The organism is Guptibacillus spartinae (assembly GCF_028610625.1).
Classification (GTDB): Bacteria; Bacillota; Bacilli; order Bacillales; family Guptibacillaceae; genus Guptibacillus; species Guptibacillus spartinae.
In genome coordinates this window covers 75,449-96,838 of sequence record NZ_JAQQWU010000015.1, presented here as the reverse complement: position 1 = coordinate 96,838, position 21,390 = coordinate 75,449, and the positions used below count along the sequence as shown (strand labels likewise).

The following is a 21,390-nucleotide window of genomic DNA, read 5'->3' as shown; positions in this document are numbered from 1 at the left end:
TAGGTGAAGGAGAGTTTTTTTCATCTTATTTACATCGGAAGACCATTTTGACCATTTGAACTAACATCAAAATCAAAATCATTAAAAAAAGCTTGTAGAGGAACCGGGGGTTCCTCTACAAGCTGAGCATTCCGCAAGGCGGAATGCTTTTGATTTATTTCTGTTCTTTTTCTTGGGCAGGGTCCTCTTGAACCGGATCTACCTGGTCAACTGTGTAGTTGTAATCGTTACGGTCGACAGGCGTAAATCCTTTAGGTTCGTAGAAACGGAGCAAGTCACCATACACAACTTTATCTGAAAGTTCGAGTGACTCTTTGACAAATTGTCCTGCTTGCTCACATTTTTCTGCGTCTACTTTTTCACCGGTCGGATTCGCATAGCATTTCTCGTTAACTGACGTAACCTCTGGTGTTACGAAATCCCCATTACGGAATGGCACGATTTCACGGTGATCTTCTGAGAGAAGATCGGAACCAAATGAGATGTAATCATCTGTTTCAACACCGAGTAGGTGAAGAACAGTGTCACGAACGTCCATTTGTCCACCATATTCATGTACTTGCTTCCCTTCTACGCCAGGTGCCGTAATGAATAACGGTACGCGCTGAAGTTGAGCATTTTCGTATGAGCCTACTTCTTCACCCATTACTTCTGACATAGCTGTATTGTGGTTATTTGAGATACCATAATGATCTCCATACATCACAATCACAGTGTTGTCATAAAGCCCTGATTCTTTCAGATCATTAAAGAATTGTTCAATGGATTCATCCATGTATTTTGCCGTTTGGAAGTAACCATTTACCACTGAATCATTCGTTTCAGGGGTTGGGAAGTCCACATCACCTTCGTCCATTGTAAACGGAAAGTGGTTTGATAAAGTCAACATTTTCGCATGAAACGGTTGTTCAAGACTTTCAAGATATGGAATCGATTGTTTAAAGAACGGCTTATCTTTTAGACCATAGTTATGAACATCTTCTTCATTCATATCATAGTAGCTTGAATCAAAGAATTTCTGGATACCAAATGATTTGTACATTTCATCACGATTCCAGAACGTTTTACCATTACCATGTAGAGACGACGTTGTATACCCTTTTTGTTCTAGAATAGCTGGTTGCGCCTGATACGTGTTACGCGCTTTTTCCATCGCTACTGACCCACTTGGGAGTGGATAGAGTGAGTTTGCCATCATGAATTCAGCATCCGACGTCTTCCCCTGTCCTACCTGATGGAAGATATTATCGAAATAAAACGTATTTTTATCTTCAATAAGACTATTTAAGAATGGCGTAACTTCTTGACCATCAACTTCTTTTCCAATCACAAAGTTTTGAAGCGATTCAAGGGAAATATAAATCACATTCATTCCCTCAGCTTTACCAAAATACTCTGGATTTGGCTCTGTCCGGTTTGCTTCAACGAAGTTTCGAACATCCGTTAGGTCATCACTGCTTGCAAATGCACTTTGAGAGCTAGACTTTACAGTGGTCACAACATCAAAAATTTGATAATTAAACTGACCAATATATTTTACAAGATACGTACGATCAAAAGCACGTGTTAGAAGTTCTGGACGATCTGCTTCAGCAAGTCCAAGGTTCACAGTAAAGAAAACGGCTGCTGATGCAAATACAAGCGCAATCTTTTTCTTCTTAATTGCTACTTGAGGTTTAACTACTTTAAAGAGAATTAACCCGAGAATGAGTAGCGTGTCGATAAAATAGAATGCATCTGAGAAATGCATCAATGCAAACGCACTGTCTTTCAATTCTCCCGCATCATTTGTATGCATGACGGTAGGAAGTGTAATGAAGTCATTAAAGAAACGATAATACACAACATTTGCATAGAGAATAAATGAAAGGATAAAATCAATGATTAGAATAGCCCATGCCCGTTTGCGACCTTTAAAGAATAGCGCAAATCCAAAGAATAGAAGCAACGAACTAATTGGATTTAATATTAATAGGAACGACTGCATACTATTTTGAATTCCTAGATCAAATTCAGTTTGATAGACGGCATACGTTTTTAACCAGAATAATAGAATGACCCCAAAGAACAATGTCCATGGCTTATTAATCTGACTGCTTAATTTGTTTCGCATGTCAGTTGTAAACCTCCTTGTAAATTGTAAATTACGTTAAAGAATATATTTTAAATGTAAAAATGTTAATTTTGTTTAAATCCTAATACTTGAGTATAATACTCCCTAAAAAATTTAATGTCAAATTTCATACAAAAGGTGTCCACTCCCTCGTCTATTCATGAAAACGTTCTTTTAATACTGTCGTAAAGTTGCTCCATGAATCGTAACCTTGCTGTTAAAGAATAGAGAAAATAAGGAAAGCACCAGGGAATATCTAGGAATGTAGCGAAAAACCTTCTCACCATTTACCTTTTCTTCACAACTTTTAAACATTGCCCACATATCTTTTCAATTATATTACATTTTCTCTTTCATCATAAAAGCACAAAGTCTCATATTTCGTTACAGAGTTGTGACATCTAAAAAAGCGTCTCAATGAGAGACGCTTTTTGTTATTCATTTACAGCTTCAACTTCGTGCTGATCGGAATGATTTTCAGGTAATGCCTTACGAATAAAGAGAGAAACGAAGAAACCAACAATCGTAAAGCCAAACGCCACAAGATAGACAAGCTCAACCCCTGATACAAGAGACTCGCTAATGGTTTGTGCACTCGAAGGGTTTGAAGCATGATCAAGATAATTTTGTTGACGATTTGTCATGATGCTAATGAATACCGAGACCCCAATCGCTCCTGAAACAGGTTGGAGCGTGTTCATAATAGCTGTTCCATGGGGATAAAGCTTTTTCGGCAATCCATTTAACCCATTCGTTTGAGCTGGCATCATGATTGCTGATATGGATAACATAAGTAGGATGTAAGTGACTACAATCAACGTAATGGAGGTATTTAATCCTACTTTACTAAACGTAAACATGACGCCAACTAGCACGAAGCTTGCTGGAATAATGAGTTTTCTCGGACCAAATTTATCAAATAATTTCCCCATGACTGGTGACATCAATCCATTTAACAGTGCCCCCGGAAGCAGAATCAAGCCTGCCGTTTGAGGAGATAAAGCTAACGGTCCCTGCATGTACATCGGTAAAATAATCTCGGATGAAAACATAGCCATAATAATGATAATAAAAAGCAATACCGCAACAGTGAACATCGGGTACTTAAAGACTCGAACGTCAAGCAATGGCTCCTCTAACTTAAGCTGCCTTTTGACAAATAGGATAAGGGATATGATCCCAGAGATAAGTGGAAAAAAGACTTGTGGAGCTAAATAGCTCACTTCTCCTTCTCCCGCAAAGCTAAAGGCGAGTACGATTCCACCAAAGCCAACAGTAGATAATAGGATGGAAAGTACATCCACTTTTGGCTTGGTTACTTCCCCTACGTTTTTTAGGAACTTATAACCAAATGCAATTGAAAACAAAGCAAATGGAATGACTGTAATGAATAGATATCTCCAACCGAGTTGATCTACAATGATTCCTGAAAGGGTTGGCCCAATTGCTGGTGCAAACATGATAACAAGCCCAACAGTCCCCATTACAGTACCGCGACGTTCAGGCGGAAATATAAGAAGAAAGGTGTTAAATATGATTGGAATTAACAATCCCGTTCCAACTGCCTGAAGAAGTCGACCAGATAAAAGAACGGCAAACGTCGGCGCTACTGCACATATAAGCGTACCGATTGTAAAGATCGTCATTGTTCCAATAAACATCTGTCTTGTTGTAAATGATTGGAGAAGAAGAGCCGAAATCGGTGTTAAGATCCCCATTACTAATAAGAAGCCTGTGGCCATCCACTGAACCGTTGCAGGCGTGACGCTAAACTGATCCATTAATGTGGTTAAAGCAATATTTAAAAGTGTTTCATTTAAGATAGCAAAAAACGCGCCAATAATAAGTGAAATCATCACTGGTTTCACGTTAAAATCTGGATTATCAGCTAAAAATTCATACGTCTGTTTTTTCTCCATCTATTCCCCTCCCTTTTCGTTCATGATGAAGTACTTATATGTTTATTTCATTAGAATTTACAGTCCATTCACTTTCTAAACAACAGTCCATATCTTACTATACCTGAAGCGTTAAGAAAAGAAATTAAGCTTAGTCGATTAAGGATTGAAAGTGTACACTCATAATCTTATGCGACCATTAAGTAAGGTTATTGTTAAAGCTTAATTAAGATTAGTAGCATTCACTTGTGCATTCAGCTATTTCCAATTACACTAACCTTGAACATCAATATCGTATTTCGATATCGGTCTTAGATATTGAGGAGGGGTACAAGTGGATAATAAGATATTGCGAAAGCTTTTTCTAGGATTCATACAAATTCATATTCTTCATCACGCTAAGGAAGAACCTATCTATGGATCATGGATGCTAGAAGAACTTCGTGAGCACGGATATGAAATGAGCTCTGGGACATTATATCCTATTCTTCACAACATGGAGAAGGATGATCTACTTTCTAAGGAAGAAAGTAATGTGAATGGGAAAATTCGAAAATACTATCGTACCACCGAGAAAGGCGCACTAATCTTATCAGAAGCGCAATCAAAAGCATACGAGCTTTTTAAAGAAATCAAAGACTAACGGGGGCCAACATGCCAGGAAATCAGTCATTTAAAACGTTTATTGAAATTTTTCTCGTATCAACGCGTCTTGGTTTAACCTCATTTGGAGGTCCAGTGGCACACCTCGCTTATTTTAAAAACGAATATGTGGATCGGCGAAAATGGCTTGATGACAAAATGTATGCTGACATCATTGCACTCTGTCAATTTCTTCCTGGACCCGCTAGTAGTCAAGTCGGGATTGCCATCGGCATGATGCGCGGTGGCATGCTAGGTGGCTTTCTTTCGTGGTTCGGCTTTACAGTACCTTCAGTTCTAATCCTTATCGGCTTCGCCTTGCTTTATCAAACCTTTTCACTAGGAGATGGCACGTTCATTCATAGTTTGAAGATCGTTGCAGCTGCGGTCGTGCTCCACGCCGTTATTGGACTCGGAAAAAAAGTAACACCCGATCGAACAAGAGTGGCGATTGCGTTAGGAGCAGCCCTTATCTTACTTCTCTATCCGTCTGCCTGGATGCAACTTCTTATTATTGCAGGTGCTGGATTGCTTGGACTAATCCTCTTTAGCGACAAAACCGAAACGAACGTAAAACCTTTTCCAGTTTCCTTATCAAAAAAATCAGGGGTATCTGCGCTCATTTTATTAGGATTGCTATTGGTTGTTCTTCCCATCCTTAACCGATTAACCGATCACCCGCTACTTCATTTATTCGATACCTTCTTTCGAGTTGGTGCGCTAGTATTCGGGGGAGGACATGTCGTCCTACCGATGATTGAACGAGAAATTGTTCCTGAAGGTCTTCTCTCGGCTGATCAATTCCTTGCAGGTTATGGAATGGCCCAAGCAGTTCCTGGTCCTTTATTTACGTTCGCAAGCTATCTCGGTACAATGCTAGGTGGCATAACCGGAGCGATCGTTGTAACTATAGCGATTTTCTTACCATCCTTTTTATTGATTACGGCTGCCCTGCCTTTTCTAAATGAATTACGAAAGCGCGCTTCCTTCCAAAAAGTTTTAATTGGCGTGAATGCAAGCGTGGTAGGAATTTTGTTAGCAGCCTTTTACGATCCAGTTTTCAAAAGCGCGATTATGTCAGGAGAAGACTTTGCACTTGCCGCGATCTTATTCGCTCTTCTATCCATTTGGAAATGGCCGGCTTGGATGATCGTGGTAATTGGGATTATCGGAGGGTATGGGATCCAACTGATTCATTCATTTTAAAAGAAGCCGTCGCACATGTGTGCGACGGCTTCTTTCATTAAATGTCACTCGGCATAGCGCCATCTTCAAGAATCATCCGATCCCATGCCAAGATAGTCGTGCTATCTCTTACGCCTTTGACCTGTATCTCATTTAATAACTGCAGTACTCCATTTCGAACTGAGTTATTTTTCATTCTCTCAACAACTTGCTCTGGTAAATGGTAATTTGTATGAGGACACTCTAATAACCCATCCGTCGTTAAAAAGATGCGGTTATTTCCTTTTCTCAATTCTTTTATGCCTGTACTATAGCATGGAACGACCGCATCAAATGTGTTTACTTCGCCAATCCATTCGTAGAAACTCCGATGATTTTGAACCGATTCTCCAAATAATTCTAAATCTGAATGAATCAAAAACAGGAGACAATCCCCTACCGAAAACCACCAGAGATACTTGTCTTTTCGGACAGCGATCAAACAAGCTGTTTCCCCATCCACATCCCGACACTTTTGCTTAAATGCTTCGTTTTGAAAAAGAGCTAAAACCGCTCCAGGTAATGCCTCCATCGCTTCTGCCGTCTCTTTAGAAAGAATGTTTAACAGGTACGATTGGCTTCTCTCAAATTCATCTATAATAAGGGCTGCACTATTTGCCGTTTTATGTGCATCTAATATGATTGCAAATTCCCAATCCGCTCCCGTCCAGACGAGACAACCATCTTCATTCTTATTCTGTCCAGCTGAAGAGTTTCCACCGAAACGTCCGACTGAGACGGCTCCAACCTCCGTACAGGTTGGTTCATCTATATATGAATACATGTTGCCTACCCAGCTTAATTGATCACTTTCACCTCTCTCAGAATGAGCTTCAGTAAGTTTCAGCCTCGCGTCAGAAACCAATACTGATCTCACCTCTTCAGGGTAGATACATAAACCAGTTAGTTCCTCTAACGGTACCCAAACCGCTTTATACGTACCTCGTTTATGTGATGAAGCCTGATATTCGTTACCAGTGCCGCTTCCAAATTCTCCACCGGTTATTTCAGCCGTAAAGTAAAAATGTATCCCATTCAATTGGAAAGATGTATATAACGCTTTTACACATACGTCTACTCCTAATTCTTCAAGAGCTTCTCTTTTGGCGGCTTGTTTGGAAGTTTCATTTTCTTCTATTCCCCCACCAGGGATAACATAATACGTTTCATCATTTCGTTTTCGCTCAATTAACGCAAGTTGATTATCTTGAATGATGACCACTCCGGCTCTGTTTCGATCCATGACTTTCCTCCTCATCAACTGGTTCACATCATTAAACCATTCGATTCAAGAGAAGAAACTTCCTTCTTTGGCAATCGGTCCTACCGAATACTACCTTTACAATGACTGCAAATTTCATATAATTCTTTGTCGATTAGCTTTTGAAGGTATAACTGATCGTGCGTTCCTTCTCTTTTGGTAATAGGGGTTGTATGAAATTCACATTGATCACCAGCAAATGGCGTTCGATGAATAATTCGTTTCGAATGATCGATTAGGTATTTCATTATCTTCCTCCTTGTCTAATTCTTTGTTCATAGCGTGACTATTGCTGCATTGGAAGGATAGTAAAATAAAAAAAGCCAAAAAGAACCAGAGGACTGGTTCTTTTTGGCTTATAACTGGTTCTATCGCCCAGTTTATTTCCACCTATTATCTGTTAGGTTTAAGGATTAACGTAATATAGCTTTTATCTAAATTAAAATCCCAATCTACAAAGATATCTTCCACTTTTGTAGAAAGGATTGATTCAAATTGGTGGTCGTGAAGCAAGCTCTTCTCGAGACGCCTTTTTGTTAATTTCAATTGTTCTTCAAAACCATCTCGAATTAATTCTTTTTCGATGCGAACAAGAATACCATCACGAAGAACGACGAGCGTTCGATCATTTAACATGCAAGAGTCGACTTTTTCTGGCGCTTTTTCTGCAAGCATACTAACGCGAATAATTTCCTCGTGGACACGTTCTTTTTCATCATAGGCAGGAAGCGCCTTGCCTTCCAATACATTGATGTTTTTCATCACACCCACAATAACACCAGATCGATTTTGAAGCGACCAATCATGATAAAAGGACTCAATTTCAATATCTGTCATGACTCGAATCGACGCTTTAATTTCGGGTAGTAGGCCTTGAATAAGCAAATCGCGCGTTTCTTCTACACGCATATCCTCTTTCTGATCGACAAGCACACGTTCCATCGGCGCAAGAAAATCGCGAAAGTAAATCGTCATATACGGCTCCTGAATCGAGACGTACACCGATGATGGGCCTTTCCCAAAGTTATCTCTTAACAGTTTACCAACATAACTCGCAATCTCAGCTTCACTTGATTTACCTTCCATGATGTTCACCCTTTATTCTAAGATAGGAACTTTATATTCCCCATCCAGTACTCATTATAGTAGTCTTTCCAATGCATTGAAAGAATATGGACTGATTTTGATATTTCATTTAGATGACAGTAGTGTAACGCTTTGCTTTTAGTGTCTGCCAGAACGTAGCAGGGGCTTAGAAACTTTATTCTTTTATGTAGGATTGAAGCTGGAATCTTATTTTTTCCACAAACTCATTCCCTTTCTAAATGGGGTACGTTCATGATCTATAGAGCTATCTTCTTTGATTCTTCTTTTTTCTTTTTGCCACTAACCAAACGACTCGTTGAAAAACAATGGCTACTGCGCCAAGAGACATAATCATTCCCGGACGGGCGGCGCGATCTTCTTCGAAAAGAAAGATAAGGAGAATGGCAATAAGCACGATAGTTAACGTTAAGACAAACAGCACGTTTTTTTTCATCGCGACTTGACTCCTTTCAGTAAACTACGGTATTGCCTACTAAAAAACCAGAGGACGTAAACACCCCTGGCTTCTCCTATTCTTACTTAAAAATCTGGTCAATTCGTTGAATTTCTTCACTAGTTAATTTCACATCAAGTGTTTTCAAGTTATCAACGACCTGTTCTTGACGTTTGGCCCCTGGGATAAGGACATCAATGCTATCACGCGTCAAATACCATGCAAGGACGAGGTGTGGTACCTCAACACCCTTCGCATTCGCGATGTTTCGTACCTGATCAACTTTCTTTAAGTTTGCTTTAAAAGCTTCTCCCTGGAAGAGAGGATTCTTCGAGCGAAAATCATTGAACGTTGTGTTTTCATCATATTTACCTGCTAGAAGTCCGGAGGCAAGTGGGAAGTATGGGATAAAAGAAATTCCCTGTTCAGCTGTATAAGGAAGTAGATCTTCCTCTGCCTCTCGATGGAATAAGTTGTAGTGACTTTGAAGCACATCAACATAGCCATCCTTGTTTGCTTCTTTCAACTGCTCTAAATTGAAATTAGAAACGCCAATCGATTTAATTTTTCCTTGATCCTTCAATTCTTTAAGAGCCCCTACTGCTTCTGCTTTGTTCGTCTGTTCATCTGGAAAATGAATATAGAATAAATCAATATAGTCCGTTTGAAGCCGCTTTAAGCTATTCTCCACTGATTGTTTTAAGAAAGAAGGTGAGTTGTTAAAGACCACTTCTTCTCCTTTAAATTCATGAGCTCCCTTTGTTGCGAGAACGATATCGTCTCGACTTCCACGTTCCTTTATCACTTCGCCAACAAGTTCTTCAGAACGCTCAGGGCCATATATATAAGCTGTATCCAATAAATTGATGCCATTGTCTAATGCTGCTCTTACAAGGTCTTTCCCAGTTTCTTCATTTAAATTCGGATAAATGTTATGTCCACCAACAGCATTTGTACCTAATCCGATTGGATTTGCCTGTAAACCTGATTTTCCAATTTGTACTTTTGCCACTTTCAATCATCCTTTCTGTTAAAAGCTACGCAAAGTACATTACCACTTCTTAGTAATTGGAAAACATCGTTACGTGCTTTCAATCCAGTTCTCTCTGTCTTCTAAAGCTGGCTCTGCGATTAATTCTGAGTGAACCAACCTTTCACGAATGCCCTCTAACATCGCTTTTCCTTTTGAATTCATCTTATCTATATCAAATTTTTTATGAAACACAGTATAAAGCTCAAAATCTCTTAATCGTAGAAAATATGGTAGCGTTTTAAGCCATTCATAAGAAATATTTACTTCTTCACGGTACCCCTTCAAAAATGAACGTAAAAATGCTGTAGCAAAGCATGAACGCTCAATAAGAGATGTCGTCCCACATTTATGCCAAACTGCATAATAGACAGGAATAGCAAGATCACTAACATAATAATGATACATACTATCATCGAAATCGAAGAGATGAATATATTGACCGTCATAATGAAAGTTACCGTGATGAACATCCGAGTGAATAAGTCCGAACGTTTTTCCTGTTTCATGGAATGTTTGTATTTCTTCAATGAGTCTTTTGCCTTCTATGATAATTTTGGCATCTTCGCGTTTGGAAAGAAAACGATCAAATTGAAGCAGGTCACCTTCATCCCATCTCTGTCGCTGAACAGATAGATTCTTTTTCATTGAGAGACGGTGCATTTTCCCAATCTCTCTTCCCCACGCTTCGAATAGGGGAGGGCCAAACACGGCCTCATTCACGTTAATTGCTTTACCCGGTACTTTCTCAAATAAACAGGCGAAAAATTGCCCGTTCTCTGTTGAAAACCGTTCAACTAGCTTGCTCGTTTTAGAAGGATAGGCGCGTGCAACATGAATGCCTTCCTTATAACATTCATTTATCCAAACAAGTTCGGAATTTATTTCCTCAATAGTACGGTGAGAGCTATGCGTAAATCGAAGTATCCATGCCTTTTCACTTTCTTCCACTTCATAAACATAGTTTTCGAAATCGCCTTGTTTCGTTCTATTTGTCGCTTCCATTCCAAACCGGTTAATCGCTTCATCGACAATCTTTTCTGAGAACATTGCTTCAATCCATGCTTCCATCTCCACAACCTCCTTCTCTTCTAGTAATTGAGTTCGACTTTTCTATCCCATTTCCTCTTAAACGACAAAACGCCCCCACAAGTGAGAGCGCTTCGTTTTATTTTGTTTCTTCTGATACAAGTTTTAATGGCACAGGGATCGTTTCATCGACTTCGTTTCCTTTTAATACATCCACCCCAGCCTGAACAGCAAGTGAACCAATTTCCTCAGGTTGCTGGGCAACAGTGGCTGATAGCTTTCCATCTTGAATACTATTGATCGCATCCTCATTTCCATCGAATCCAACAACAAGAATGTCTTTCCCTGAGCTTTGAATGGCTTGTAAAGCCCCAAGCGCCATTTCATCATTGTGAGCAAATACTGCTTCAATGTCTGGATTACCCTGTAGCAAGTTTTCCATCGTATTTAAACCTTCTGTCCGATCAAAATTGGCCGTTTGCTTTGCCACAACATCAAGCTTTTCATCAGCAATGTTATGGAAGCCTTTTCCACGTTCACGAGTAGCCGATGCGCCTGGTACCCCCTCAAGCTCAGCTACTTTGGCCCCTTCTCCTAATTGATCAACCAAAAACTCGCCAGCCATCTCTCCACCTTTTTCGTTATCAGAGGAAACGAGGGTTGCGACCTCGCCCTTTTCAGCTGAACGGTCGAGCGTTACAACAGGAATGCCAAGGCTATTCGCTGATTGAACCGCTGTCGAAATTGCTGCTGAATCAGTTGGATTAATCAGAAGAACATCCACCCCCTGTTGAATCAGATCTTCCACATCGCTAATTTGTTTTGCCGCATCGTTTTGCGCGTCTACCACTACAACGTCCATTCCTTTATCTTTCGCTTCCGCTTCTACTCCATCTTTCATCGAAACGAAAAAGGGATTATTTAAGGTTGAAACGGATAAACCAATTTTAATATCTTCTATGTCTGTTTCCTGGCTCGGCTTTGCCCACTCAGGCGGTTGAAGCGAACATGCCCCAAGCATAAGCAAGGACAAACTGAGCAGGAATGGCAATAACTTTTTCATAGTAATCCTCCTAAGCTGCTTTTTTACGATCAATTAAGACAGCAATGATAATAACAACACCCTTGACCACCATCTGGAAGAAAGAAGATACACCGAGCAGATTTAAGCCGTTGTTTAACGTACCAATAATCAGTGCACCGATTAACGTACCAACAATTAAGCCTCGGCCTCCGGAAAGGCTTGTTCCTCCAAGAACAACTGCCGCGATTGCATCAAGCTCGTACGATGTTCCTGCTGTTGGTTGTGCTGAGTTCAATCTTGAGGTTAGAATCGCTCCTGCTAAAGCTGAAAGAAGTCCAGCTAGAGAATAAATCATCACTTTCATACGATTCACTTTAATGCCTGAGATCAGGGCAGCTTTCTCATTACCACCGATAGCATACGTTTTACGGCCGAAAGGTGTTTTATGCAGAATCACCCAGAGAACCGCAAATGATAGCAACATCGTAATAGCTGGAACTGGGATTCCAAGAAAATATCCTCTTCCGAAAAGTTGAAAAGCGTAGCTATCACCAAGACCTGTAATCGGGTTACCATCTGTATAGACCAGCGTTAATCCCCTGAATAACGTCATCGTTGCAAGTGTTGCAATAAATGGTGCCATTTTTCCTTTGGTGATCAACAGTCCATTGACCATCCCCATGACAGCACCAAGTAGTGAACCAATAAGGATCGCTAAAATGGGGTCAATTCCTGACACCATCATCCCTGCCATCAGTGCACTCGAGAGCGCCAATATCGAACCAACAGATAAGTCAATCCCGCCTGTTAAAATAACAAATGTCATTCCGTAAGCAATAAGTGCATTAATGGCAACTTGTCGAAGCAAGTTTAATAAGTTAAGAGGTTCTAAAAAACTAGGATTTAATATGGAAACGGTTACAACAAGCACCAATAACCCTAACAGCGGTCCTAATTTCTGCATCACGTTCCCAACATGATTTGTTTTTGTCGCATTATTCATTTTCTTGACCTCCTGTTGCCAGCGTCATTATTTTCTCTTGCGTTGCTTCCTTTTTGGATACTTCACCAGTTAGTTGCCCTTCACGAAAAACAAGAATCCGATCGCTCATCCCAAGTACTTCAGGCAGTTCTGAGGAAACCATAATAATGGCAACTCCACGATCTGTTAACTCATTCATTAACTGATAAATTTCACGCTTCGCTCCAACATCAACCCCACGAGTTGGTTCATCTAAAATCAATACTTTAGGTCCAATTCCAATCCATTTTGCGATAACCACTTTTTGTTGATTACCACCAGAAAGGTTTTTAGCACTTGTTTTAGCAGACTCCGTTTTAATTGTTAACCGTTTAATGAGAAGCTCGACAAAGTCTTGCTCGCTTTTCTCATTGATTAAGCCTTTCGGAGCAAAGCTATAAAGACTCGGTAATGCGATATTATCTTTTAGAGAGAAGTCGAGCACTAGTCCTTCTTCTTTTCGATCTTCCGTAATAAAGCCAAGACCGAGCTGGACAGCCTGAGATGGATTTTTAATAACTACCTTTTTTCCGTTAATGTAGATATCACCAGTATATTTACCATCTAGTCCAAAAATGGTTCGCATCACTTCTGTTCGCCCAGCACCCATTAAACCGGAAACGCCTACAATTTCCCCTGATTTAACAGAGAAATTCACATTCTGAAATACGCCTTTTCTTGCCAGGCCTTTAACCTCTAACATCGTTTCACCAGGCTTTGGCGCACGTTCTGGAAAACGATCGTTTAATTCACGGCCAACCATTTTCCGAACGACCTCATCAAAACTCGTGTCCGGAATCGAAGTGGTATCAACTGTTTTACCATCGCGCATCACCGTAATTCGATCACAAATCGTGAAAATCTCTTCCATTCGATGCGAAATATAGACGATGGAAACGCCACTTTCCTTTAACGAGCGTATGACCTGGAACAGTGTTTGAATTTCTCGTTCGGTTAACGCTGCCGTTGGCTCGTCCATGATAATTACTTTCGCATCCGTCATTAATGCTTTTGCAATTTCAATCATTTGCTGCTGCCCAACAGAACATTTTCCCGCTTCCTGGTGGAGAGGAATTGAGATGGCTAGCTTCTTAAATTGCTCATCCGCAATCGCTTTCATTTTTTTCGTATGAATGAGTCCAAAAGATGTAACCGGTTCCTTATTAATGAATAAATTCTCCAAAACCGTTAATTCCGGCCAGATGTTTAATTCTTGATGAATAAAGGCGACGCCATTTTCCTCGGCTTCTTTCGGATTATCAAAGACCCGTTCTTTTCCATCAATTTCGATTGTTCCTTGATCTTTCTTATGAAGACCAGTAAGAATGTTCATGAGCGTTGACTTCCCTGCTCCATTCTCACCCATAAGCGCATGAACTTCGGCCTCTTGAATGTCGATGTTCACGCCTTCAAGCACTTTGTTCGTTCCAAATGCTTTATGAATGTCTATCATGCTAATTTGCATGCTGTTCACCTCGTTTAAAAGATTACTCCTGAATGAAGAATGCAATTGGCATACGGCGTTGTCTCTCCTGTACGGATCACAACTTTCGCCTGCTGCGTTTGCTCTTTAAATGCTTCATGCGCAACATAGGACAGTTCGATTTCTTGTAGTTCTTGCTTTATCCAATCATGGACTTTCTGGTTGCCTTCAATTTCATTTGCAAGCGTGACACGCTCCACAACCATTTCTTGTAGAAGTTCATTTACAACTTCACTAAAAGCAGGGGTACCTGGTTTTAAGGCCAAATCTATTTTCTTTACCCCATCAGGAACTGGGAGTCCAGCATCTGCAATCACAATCTGATCTGTATGACCTAGATCCGCAAGGACTTTTGAAATATGACTATTTAACATTCCTCTTCTTTTCATTCTTTTAACATCCTTTCCACTTCTTCACGCGTTGGCATACCACCCTGTGCACCAAATCCAGTAACAGAAAGAGAAGCAGCACGATTACCAAACATTATGCTTTCCGTTAGCGTTTTTCCTTCCGCGATGGCTGTTCCAAACGCAGCGTTAAATGTATCTCCCGCTCCTGTTGTATCAATAGCCTTTACTTTAAAGGAGGGAACCAACACTTCTTCCTGTCCATTAAAGAAGCGCACGCCTGCAGCTCCTTCCGTAATCAATAGTTTTTCGGGATAAGTTTGTAATGAGTGACTCATTGGTTGACCATCAAAAAGAACGTTCGCTTCATGTTCATTCGGTGTGATATACGTTGAACAGGCAATCACTTTTTCTGAGATAGCTCTAGCTGGTGCTGGATTCAGTAGCAATGGTACATCTACTTGCTTACATAGTTCAGCTACAAATTCGACTGTTTCCTCAGGTATTTCCTGCTGGATCATCACAAGATCGCAACTTTTAATAAGCTCATCCCGTTTATCGATATAAGCAGGCGTTACGTAATCATTCGCTCCTTTAACGACCACAATACTGTTATCGCCCTCTGCAAGAATGATATGTGCCGTGCCGCTTTCCATACATGTAACCGGTTCCACACAGTCGGTGTTAACTCCATTATCTTGAAAGTTTCTTAAGATTGCCTCGCCATAATGATCGTCTCCAACACAGCCAATCATATACACTTCCGCACCAAGACGTGCAGCAGCAACGGCTTGATTTGCCCCTTTCCCGCCAGGAACGGTTTTAAATGATTCTCCTAGTACCGTTTCTCCAGCTCCTGGACGTCTCTTGGAAGTTACGACAAGATCCATTGAAGAACTTCCGATAACAGCTATTTTCGCTTTACGCATTTGGATCAACCTTTCTTGTTGTATTTCGCTCGATTAGCGTCACTGGTAATTGAATTGTTTGCTCAATTTCTTTTTCTTTACGGATCATTCGAATGAGTAACTTGGCTGCTTCCTTCCCCATTTCATAAGCAGGTTGCCTAATTGTTGATAAAGATGGATAAGACAAGCTACTAAACGGAATATCATCATATCCAATTAATTGTAAGTCTTCAGGAATCTTTCTCCCAAGACGAAGTGCCTCATGTAAAATGGCAATTGCCACAATATCGTTACTTGCGATCACTCCGTCTGTATCCGGATGCTTTGCAAATAGCTCTTCAGCCCACTTACGCGCATCATCAAACGCATAAGAAGATGTGGAAAGAACAGAAAAATCAATTTCCGCTTCACTTAATACTGCAAGTGCCCCATGAAATCGATCTGCAGCGGGCTTAACATGGCCAGGTCCTTTTATAAGCGTTATTCTTTTTGAACCCCTCTCGATAAGCGTTCTCGCTGCAAGTCGTCCTCCCTCGATTCCATCTGCATACACGGAAGGATGTCGTTTCGACACACGGTCTAGAAAAACAACAGGTAAATTAAGATTGCTGTAATTCTCGTTATCTGTATTATTTGTTGCTGAAATCATGCCAACAACTTGATTTTGCAAAAAAGTTTGAATGTACTCTAGCTCTTTGTTTGCTTCTTCATCGCTGTTCCCAAGTAATAACCTAAATCCAGAGCGATTAACCTCGTCCTCAATCCCACGTGCTAACTGAGGAAAAAAGGGATTCGTTATATCAGGAAGAAGCAGTCCAATTAACCTTGATTCGCGTTTATAGAGTGAGCGTGCTACTTCATTGGGACTGTAGTTCAAACTTTCGATCGCACCCATCACGCGTTTTCTCGTTTCCGATCCTACATAACCATTATCATTTAGAACACGAGAAACGGTCGCGACAGATACTCCCGCTTGTTCTGCTACATCTCGAATTGTAGCCATTTGCTTCACTCCTTCGCATTTGTGTAACCGGTTACAGATAATTTACCATATCATTGAATGCGTTTGCAAGAAATTTTTCTTACTTCGACTGACACGTTGGACAAAAATACAATCTTCTTGATCCAGCTTTCACTTTTTGTATTTCTGTTCCATCGATTCGGCACGCCTCGCCTTCTCGGTTAAAAACCCAATGTCTGTATTGTGGGCGTTTTTGTCCCTTCTCCTTTAACTTCATCGCTAGCTCAAGATCATTTGTAATTCCGTTGTGTTCATAAGATTGATGGACAAGTTTCACCGTAGCTTCAGCCGCTTTTGTTAATTGCCGCTCCGAGCAATCCATTGGACGTAAATCCGGATGAATACCTGCAAGAAAGAGAATCTCGCTTCTTAAATAGTTGCCAATACCTCCAATAAATGTCTGATCTAGTAAAAGGGAAGTCCACTTTTTCTTATGGAAGGATTTTGATACAAAGCGCTCCTTCAATTGTTCCGCACTTACGTCTTCACTCAGTAAATCAGGTCCAACCTTCGCAATAAACGGGTGGAGAGGAACTTCTTCATCGCGAAGCACTTCAATATCTGATGCACTATATAGGAGGGCAGACTTCTTCTCATTATGCAGAGCGAGACGGAGCTGACGATTTGTTTTTGGATAATTATAGGCGTTCCGTATGATCCACTTCCCGTAAAGCTGATTATGTGAGTAGATTGTATACCCATTATCAAATCGAATCAGCATCGCCTTTCCTTTTGTATCGACTCTTGTCACCTCTGCCCCACTTAAGAGGGATTCATATCCTTTTAAATGTTCGAAAGCAAAGAATACATCCATCACGCTTCCTTTTCGTAACGCTTTCTCGACCTGGTCTGCTGCTCTTCTAATTTCAGGACCTTCAGGCATTGTCAAAAACCTTCCTTCTTCATTGTTAGAATTCTACTGCAACACTAGATATCTAATTAGGTAAGAAGAATTTTCCCTAACTTATGGTGAACAAAACGAACGAAGGGGCTCTCCAGTGGAAAGCCCCTTCAATGTTGTATCTAACTTCCGATTGTTTTTCGGATCCCCAGTACTTTTTCAAGCTCTGACTTTTTTTGATTTTCAACAAGTATATAAAGCACATCATTTACTTTAATTTTTGTATCTCCAGAAGGAGCGATTAATTCATCTCGTCGAATAATCGCACTAACAAGTACTTTATCCGGGAAAGAAATATCGGATAAATCTCTGCCGATTAATTTAGATGACGATGTAATTGTATAAGGAATCATCTCTGCATTGACCGTAGTCGAAGAAACGAGCTCTAATGAATGAGATGGCACATGAACTTCAGGACCTGTCAGTCCTAACCTTTTCCCTATTAAAGGAATAGTTGCTCCCTGTACGAGAGCAGAAGTGAGGACAATAAAGAAAATAAGGTTAAAGAAAAGTTGGCTATTTTCTAATCCTTCTAAAAGTGGGAAAGTCGCTAACACAATTGGCACGGCGCCTCGTAACCCGGCCCACGAAAGAAACGTTTTTTCTTTCAGGGTGAACTTAAACGGGATACTTGAAAGAAAAACAGCAATTGGACGAGCAATCACAATCAAGATAAACGAAAGGGCTAGCCCTTTCAATACAATCCAAGTTGAGAACAGTTCGGAAGGGTTAACAAGTAACCCTAGCATAATAAACATTAAGATTTGCATCATCCAGGCGATTCCGTCATGAAAGCGAAAAATCGTTTGGCCATATGGAAGGCTTTTCGTATTACCAAGTACAAGGGCAGCAGCATAGACGGCAAGCAGTCCGCTTGCGTTAATCAAATCTGTCGCACTATATGTAATTAAGGCAATTGCAATCGAAAAAACAGGATACAACCCGTTTGAGCCTAAATCGATATTCTTCATAGCCCAGGAGGCAGCATATCCAAACAAGACGCCTAAAAGAAGTCCGGCACCCATTTGCCAGAAAAACGACAGAATAACGGATGCACCAAAGGCAGTTTCGCCAATGGCAAGTTGTAATAAAGTAAGCGTTAAAAACATCGCCATAGGATCATTTGAACCTGACTCTGCTTCAAGAGTCGATTGCAACTTCCTTTTGATGTTTTTCCCTTTCAATACGGCAAAGACTGCTGCCGCATCAGTCGACCCAACAATCGCACCTAAAAGTAGCGCTTCATTCCAATTCACATCCAAAATCATTTTCGCCGCAACACCAAATAGACCTGAGGTAATAAGGACGCCTACTGTTGCGAGAGACAATGAAATAGGTAGAACAGCTTTCGTACGACGCCATTCTGTTTGTAAGCCTCCATCAAATAAGATCAGCACGAGGGCTAAAATACCAAGTGACTGTGTAAGTGAAGCATTGTCAAAGTAAATATAACCAAGACCATCGCTTCCTGTAATCATTCCCACGATAATAAACAAAACAAGTGCCGGGACACCTAATCGGGAAGAAAATTTGGCCATCAGCACACCACCAATTAAAAAGATGGCGCTGAATAAGATTACTCCATTCGTCTCCATTGATCTTCCTCCCTTCTATAAATGCACATCAATCTTCAGTTTCGGAATCTGGTTAGAATTTATACCGATATATTTTAAAGTTTCACTTCTCGTCCCATGCCCATAAATTTTTTGAATAAGTGAAACGGCTACACCCTGCTGGAACGCATGATAACCAAATGTTTTTCTTAAACTATGAAAGCTAATGGGATGTTCAAGTGCTGCAACTTTGCCCGCTTGTGATAAGATTCGATGGACCTGCTGCCTTGTAATTGGTTGGGCAACGTCTTTTTTCGTATGAAAGAGGTAATATGGATCATGAGAAACAGGCTCACTCATATAAAGGGAAAGAGCACGTCTTACTTCTGAATTGAGGTAAACGTCTGTTGTTTCGGTAATAGAGGCTTCAAGGTATTCTTTAATCGAATCATTCTTCATGACATGCTCATGAGTGAGATGTAGAAGCGGTGCTAGACGCATTCCTGTATTTACACTAAGAACAAATAATAAATAATCTCGCTTCGATCGCTCTAATAAGACTTTTTTTAAATGATTGATCTGTTGTATATTCTTAATTGGCCCAACGGAATTCACCATTATCACGTCCTTTAAGTGACTCAATTATATCATTATAGTGGTTATGTCACTATTAATATGCTTCCGTGAAAAAAGTCTCTTCTATACAAAAGGAATTCGTGCCTTTTTCGTAGTATAATTCATTTAGACACTACTATAAGGAGGGCGCTCAATGGATCTAACAAATTGGTTTGACAGGGGCATGTCCAAAGAACAATACATTCATAGTATGGACGAGCACAGAGATGATTTACTAACCATTTATAATCACGTGACCCTCGAAGAAGAGGACCTTACATTCCTTCGTTCTCTTCAATCTGAGAAGCTTCGTGCTCTAGTGATTACAGCTGACTGGTGTGGTGATGCGATGGTTAACCTTCCTATCTTTATGCGAATGGCTGATGAGGCCTTGATTGAAGGTAGTTATTTCATACGAGACAATCATCTTGAATTAATGGATCGCTATTTAACGAATGGGACTGCACGATCGATTCCGATTATTGTCCTAGTCGATGCAGAAGGTCGAGAAGTTGGAAAATGGGGCCCTCGTGCTCCTGAAGTACAATCTTATGTTGACCAGGCCAAGCAGTCCCTGCCTCCAAAAGGAGATCCAAACTTCAAAAAAGCCTTTCTCTCTTTTATTAGTGAAACGACGGAACGATTTACAACAGATGATGACATGTGGAAGCATATTAAGGACGATATGTTAGCCATGCTAAGCCAGGCAGTCACCATTACGAAATAATTATTTAAAACCACTCGGCAAATACGCTGAGTGGTTTTATTTTATTCCCAATCAACCATAGCCAACTAAAGTTGACAGTTACCAATAGTCGCATTAGACTTGGAAGTATAGATTTTTTCCTTAAGGCAAAAAATATGATGATAGGAAAGTATAGAGAGATTTATAGAAGGAGAGTTTACGAATGGGTGATTGGATTGTTGGATTAAGCCCTGTTTCACAGGCATTCCTCTTTACGTTATTCACATGGGGCGCCACGGCACTAGGTGCATCATTTGTCTTTTTTACAAGAACGGTTAATCAGAAAGTCTTTGATGGTATGCTTGCATTTGCAGGAGGCGTGATGATTGCAGCAAGCTTCTGGTCCCTGCTTAGCCCAGGTATTGAGATGGCTGAGCAACAGGGCGTTCCAGGCTATATTCCGGCCGTTGTCGGTTTTCTATTAGGAGGATTCTTCCTTCTTCTTGTCGATCGCATCTTACCACATATTAATGAAGATCTGTATTTTAAAGACATTAAAGATAAAAAAGCTAAACACCGTACTGCCATGCTTGTTTTCTCCATTACGATGCATAACATTCCTGAAGGCCTTGCGATCGGAGTCGCATTCGGCGCAGTAGCTGCAGAATTCTCAACGTCCACACTTGCTGGCGCCATTGCACTTGCCATCGGGATTGGTATTCAAAACGTCCCTGAAGGAACAGCTGTCTCTGTTCCACTTCGAGGAGACGGTATGTCTAGAGCCAAAAGCTTTTTCTACGGACAGCTATCAGGTGTGGTGGAGCCAATCGCTGCTGTTGTTGGAGCTCTTGCTGTTATTTACATTCAGCCTCTTTTACCATATGCACTAAGCTTTGCCGCTGGAGCAATGATTTTTGTTGTAGCAAAAGAAATCATTCCTGGTTCTCAAGAGAAAGGGAATGTTCAACTTGCTTCCATGTCACTAATGATCGGCTTTTCCGTCATGATGGTTCTCGATGTCGCACTTGGTTAGGTCATATAAAAAAGGCGCGTTCCCCTCTATTAGGGAACGCGCCTTTTGATACCCATCTACTT

21 protein-coding genes are annotated in these 21,390 nt (G+C 40.6%); 4 read left to right on the top strand and 17 right to left on the bottom strand.

What is annotated here, in order from left to right; all coding sequences use genetic code 11:
• Positions 1 to 154: 154 nt before the first annotated feature.
• Both ltaS and PQ511_RS20085 read right to left on the bottom strand, forming a co-directional pair.
• A complete protein-coding gene (gene ltaS, locus PQ511_RS20090) occupies positions 155 to 2,113 on the bottom strand; it encodes a lipoteichoic acid synthase (protein ID WP_273853788.1) in 1,959 nt (652 codons plus the stop codon).
• A gap of 434 nt (positions 2,114 to 2,547) precedes the next feature.
• A complete protein-coding gene (locus tag PQ511_RS20085; protein ID WP_273853787.1) occupies positions 2,548 to 4,032 on the bottom strand; it encodes an MDR family MFS transporter in 1,485 nt (494 codons plus the stop codon).
• Positions 4,033 to 4,345: 313 nt separating this feature from the next.
• Between PQ511_RS20085 and PQ511_RS20080 the strand changes: the two genes are divergently transcribed.
• Both PQ511_RS20080 and chrA read left to right on the top strand, forming a co-directional pair.
• The gene (locus PQ511_RS20080) at positions 4,346 to 4,654 is read left to right on the top strand and encodes a PadR family transcriptional regulator (RefSeq protein ID WP_226659284.1); all 309 of its coding nucleotides are present in this window, start codon (positions 4,346 to 4,348) and stop codon (positions 4,652 to 4,654) included.
• An 11-nt stretch (positions 4,655 to 4,665) separates the two neighbouring features.
• Positions 4,666 to 5,859 carry a chromate efflux transporter gene (gene chrA / locus PQ511_RS20075; protein WP_273853786.1) on the top strand — a complete coding sequence of 398 codons (1,194 nt, stop codon included), beginning with the start codon at positions 4,666 to 4,668 and terminating at the stop codon, positions 5,857 to 5,859.
• 37 nt (positions 5,860 to 5,896) lie between these two features.
• Here chrA and PQ511_RS23685 read toward each other — a convergent pair whose 3' ends face one another.
• The 15 genes from PQ511_RS23685 to PQ511_RS19995 all read right to left on the bottom strand — a co-directional run bounded on the left by PQ511_RS23685 (position 5,897) and on the right by PQ511_RS19995 (position 19,613).
• Positions 5,897 to 7,120, bottom strand: coding sequence for an NUDIX domain-containing protein (locus PQ511_RS23685; RefSeq protein ID WP_337957785.1), 1,224 nt, complete (start codon positions 7,118 to 7,120; stop codon positions 5,897 to 5,899).
• 80 nt (positions 7,121 to 7,200) lie between these two features.
• Positions 7,201 to 7,386 carry a hypothetical protein gene (locus tag PQ511_RS20060; protein WP_273853785.1) on the bottom strand — a complete coding sequence of 62 codons (186 nt, stop codon included), beginning with the start codon at positions 7,384 to 7,386 and terminating at the stop codon, positions 7,201 to 7,203.
• Positions 7,387 to 7,531: 145 nt separating this feature from the next.
• Positions 7,532 to 8,224 (bottom strand): Na-translocating system protein MpsC family protein, encoded by a 693-nt coding sequence (locus PQ511_RS20055; RefSeq protein ID WP_273853784.1) that lies wholly within the window; start codon positions 8,222 to 8,224, stop codon positions 7,532 to 7,534.
• Between the two features lie 265 nt (positions 8,225 to 8,489).
• On the bottom strand, positions 8,490 to 8,678 hold the full coding sequence (locus PQ511_RS20050; RefSeq protein ID WP_273853783.1) for a hypothetical protein: 189 nt from the start codon (positions 8,676 to 8,678) through the stop codon (positions 8,490 to 8,492).
• Positions 8,679 to 8,760: 82 nt separating this feature from the next.
• The gene (locus PQ511_RS20045; protein ID WP_273853782.1) at positions 8,761 to 9,690 is read right to left on the bottom strand and encodes an aldo/keto reductase; all 930 of its coding nucleotides are present in this window, start codon (positions 9,688 to 9,690) and stop codon (positions 8,761 to 8,763) included.
• Between the two features lie 69 nt (positions 9,691 to 9,759).
• Positions 9,760 to 10,779, bottom strand: a complete 1,020-nt coding sequence (locus PQ511_RS20040; protein WP_273853781.1) for a phosphotransferase enzyme family protein — start codon at positions 10,777 to 10,779, stop codon at positions 9,760 to 9,762.
• Positions 10,780 to 10,876: 97 nt separating this feature from the next.
• Positions 10,877 to 11,800, bottom strand: coding sequence for a ribose ABC transporter substrate-binding protein RbsB (rbsB, locus tag PQ511_RS20035; RefSeq protein ID WP_273853780.1), 924 nt, complete (start codon positions 11,798 to 11,800; stop codon positions 10,877 to 10,879).
• A gap of 10 nt (positions 11,801 to 11,810) precedes the next feature.
• Positions 11,811 to 12,764 carry a ribose ABC transporter permease RbsC gene (gene rbsC / locus PQ511_RS20030; protein ID WP_273853779.1) on the bottom strand — a complete coding sequence of 318 codons (954 nt, stop codon included), beginning with the start codon at positions 12,762 to 12,764 and terminating at the stop codon, positions 11,811 to 11,813.
• On the bottom strand, positions 12,757 to 14,247 hold the full coding sequence (locus PQ511_RS20025; protein ID WP_273853778.1) for a sugar ABC transporter ATP-binding protein: 1,491 nt from the start codon (positions 14,245 to 14,247) through the stop codon (positions 12,757 to 12,759). The genes rbsC and PQ511_RS20025 overlap by 8 nt, the downstream gene beginning before the upstream one ends.
• 14 nt (positions 14,248 to 14,261) lie before the next feature.
• On the bottom strand, positions 14,262 to 14,654 hold the full coding sequence (gene rbsD, locus PQ511_RS20020) for a D-ribose pyranase (protein WP_273853777.1): 393 nt from the start codon (positions 14,652 to 14,654) through the stop codon (positions 14,262 to 14,264).
• Positions 14,651 to 15,541 carry a ribokinase gene (rbsK, locus tag PQ511_RS20015; protein WP_273853776.1) on the bottom strand — a complete coding sequence of 297 codons (891 nt, stop codon included), beginning with the start codon at positions 15,539 to 15,541 and terminating at the stop codon, positions 14,651 to 14,653. Before rbsK ends, rbsD begins: the two co-directional genes overlap by 4 nt.
• Positions 15,534 to 16,523 (bottom strand): LacI family DNA-binding transcriptional regulator, encoded by a 990-nt coding sequence (locus PQ511_RS20010; RefSeq protein WP_273853775.1) that lies wholly within the window; start codon positions 16,521 to 16,523, stop codon positions 15,534 to 15,536. The genes rbsK and PQ511_RS20010 overlap by 8 nt, the downstream gene beginning before the upstream one ends.
• Positions 16,524 to 16,602: 79 nt before the next feature.
• On the bottom strand, positions 16,603 to 17,424 hold the full coding sequence (gene nei, locus PQ511_RS20005) for an endonuclease VIII (RefSeq protein WP_273853791.1): 822 nt from the start codon (positions 17,422 to 17,424) through the stop codon (positions 16,603 to 16,605).
• 140 nt (positions 17,425 to 17,564) lie between these two features.
• The gene (locus PQ511_RS20000; RefSeq protein ID WP_273853774.1) at positions 17,565 to 19,037 is read right to left on the bottom strand and encodes a potassium/proton antiporter; all 1,473 of its coding nucleotides are present in this window, start codon (positions 19,035 to 19,037) and stop codon (positions 17,565 to 17,567) included.
• 15 nt (positions 19,038 to 19,052) lie between these two features.
• Positions 19,053 to 19,613, bottom strand: a complete 561-nt coding sequence (locus tag PQ511_RS19995; RefSeq protein WP_273853773.1) for a tyrosine-type recombinase/integrase — start codon at positions 19,611 to 19,613, stop codon at positions 19,053 to 19,055.
• A 151-nt stretch (positions 19,614 to 19,764) separates the two neighbouring features.
• Between PQ511_RS19995 and PQ511_RS19990 the strand changes: the two genes are divergently transcribed.
• Together PQ511_RS19990 and PQ511_RS19985 are read left to right on the top strand one after the other, a co-directional pair.
• The gene (locus PQ511_RS19990; RefSeq protein WP_273853772.1) at positions 19,765 to 20,337 is read left to right on the top strand and encodes a thioredoxin family protein; all 573 of its coding nucleotides are present in this window, start codon (positions 19,765 to 19,767) and stop codon (positions 20,335 to 20,337) included.
• 181 nt (positions 20,338 to 20,518) lie between these two features.
• Positions 20,519 to 21,328 (top strand): ZIP family metal transporter, encoded by an 810-nt coding sequence (locus PQ511_RS19985; protein ID WP_273853771.1) that lies wholly within the window; start codon positions 20,519 to 20,521, stop codon positions 21,326 to 21,328.
• The last annotated feature ends 62 nt before the right edge of the window (positions 21,329 to 21,390 follow it).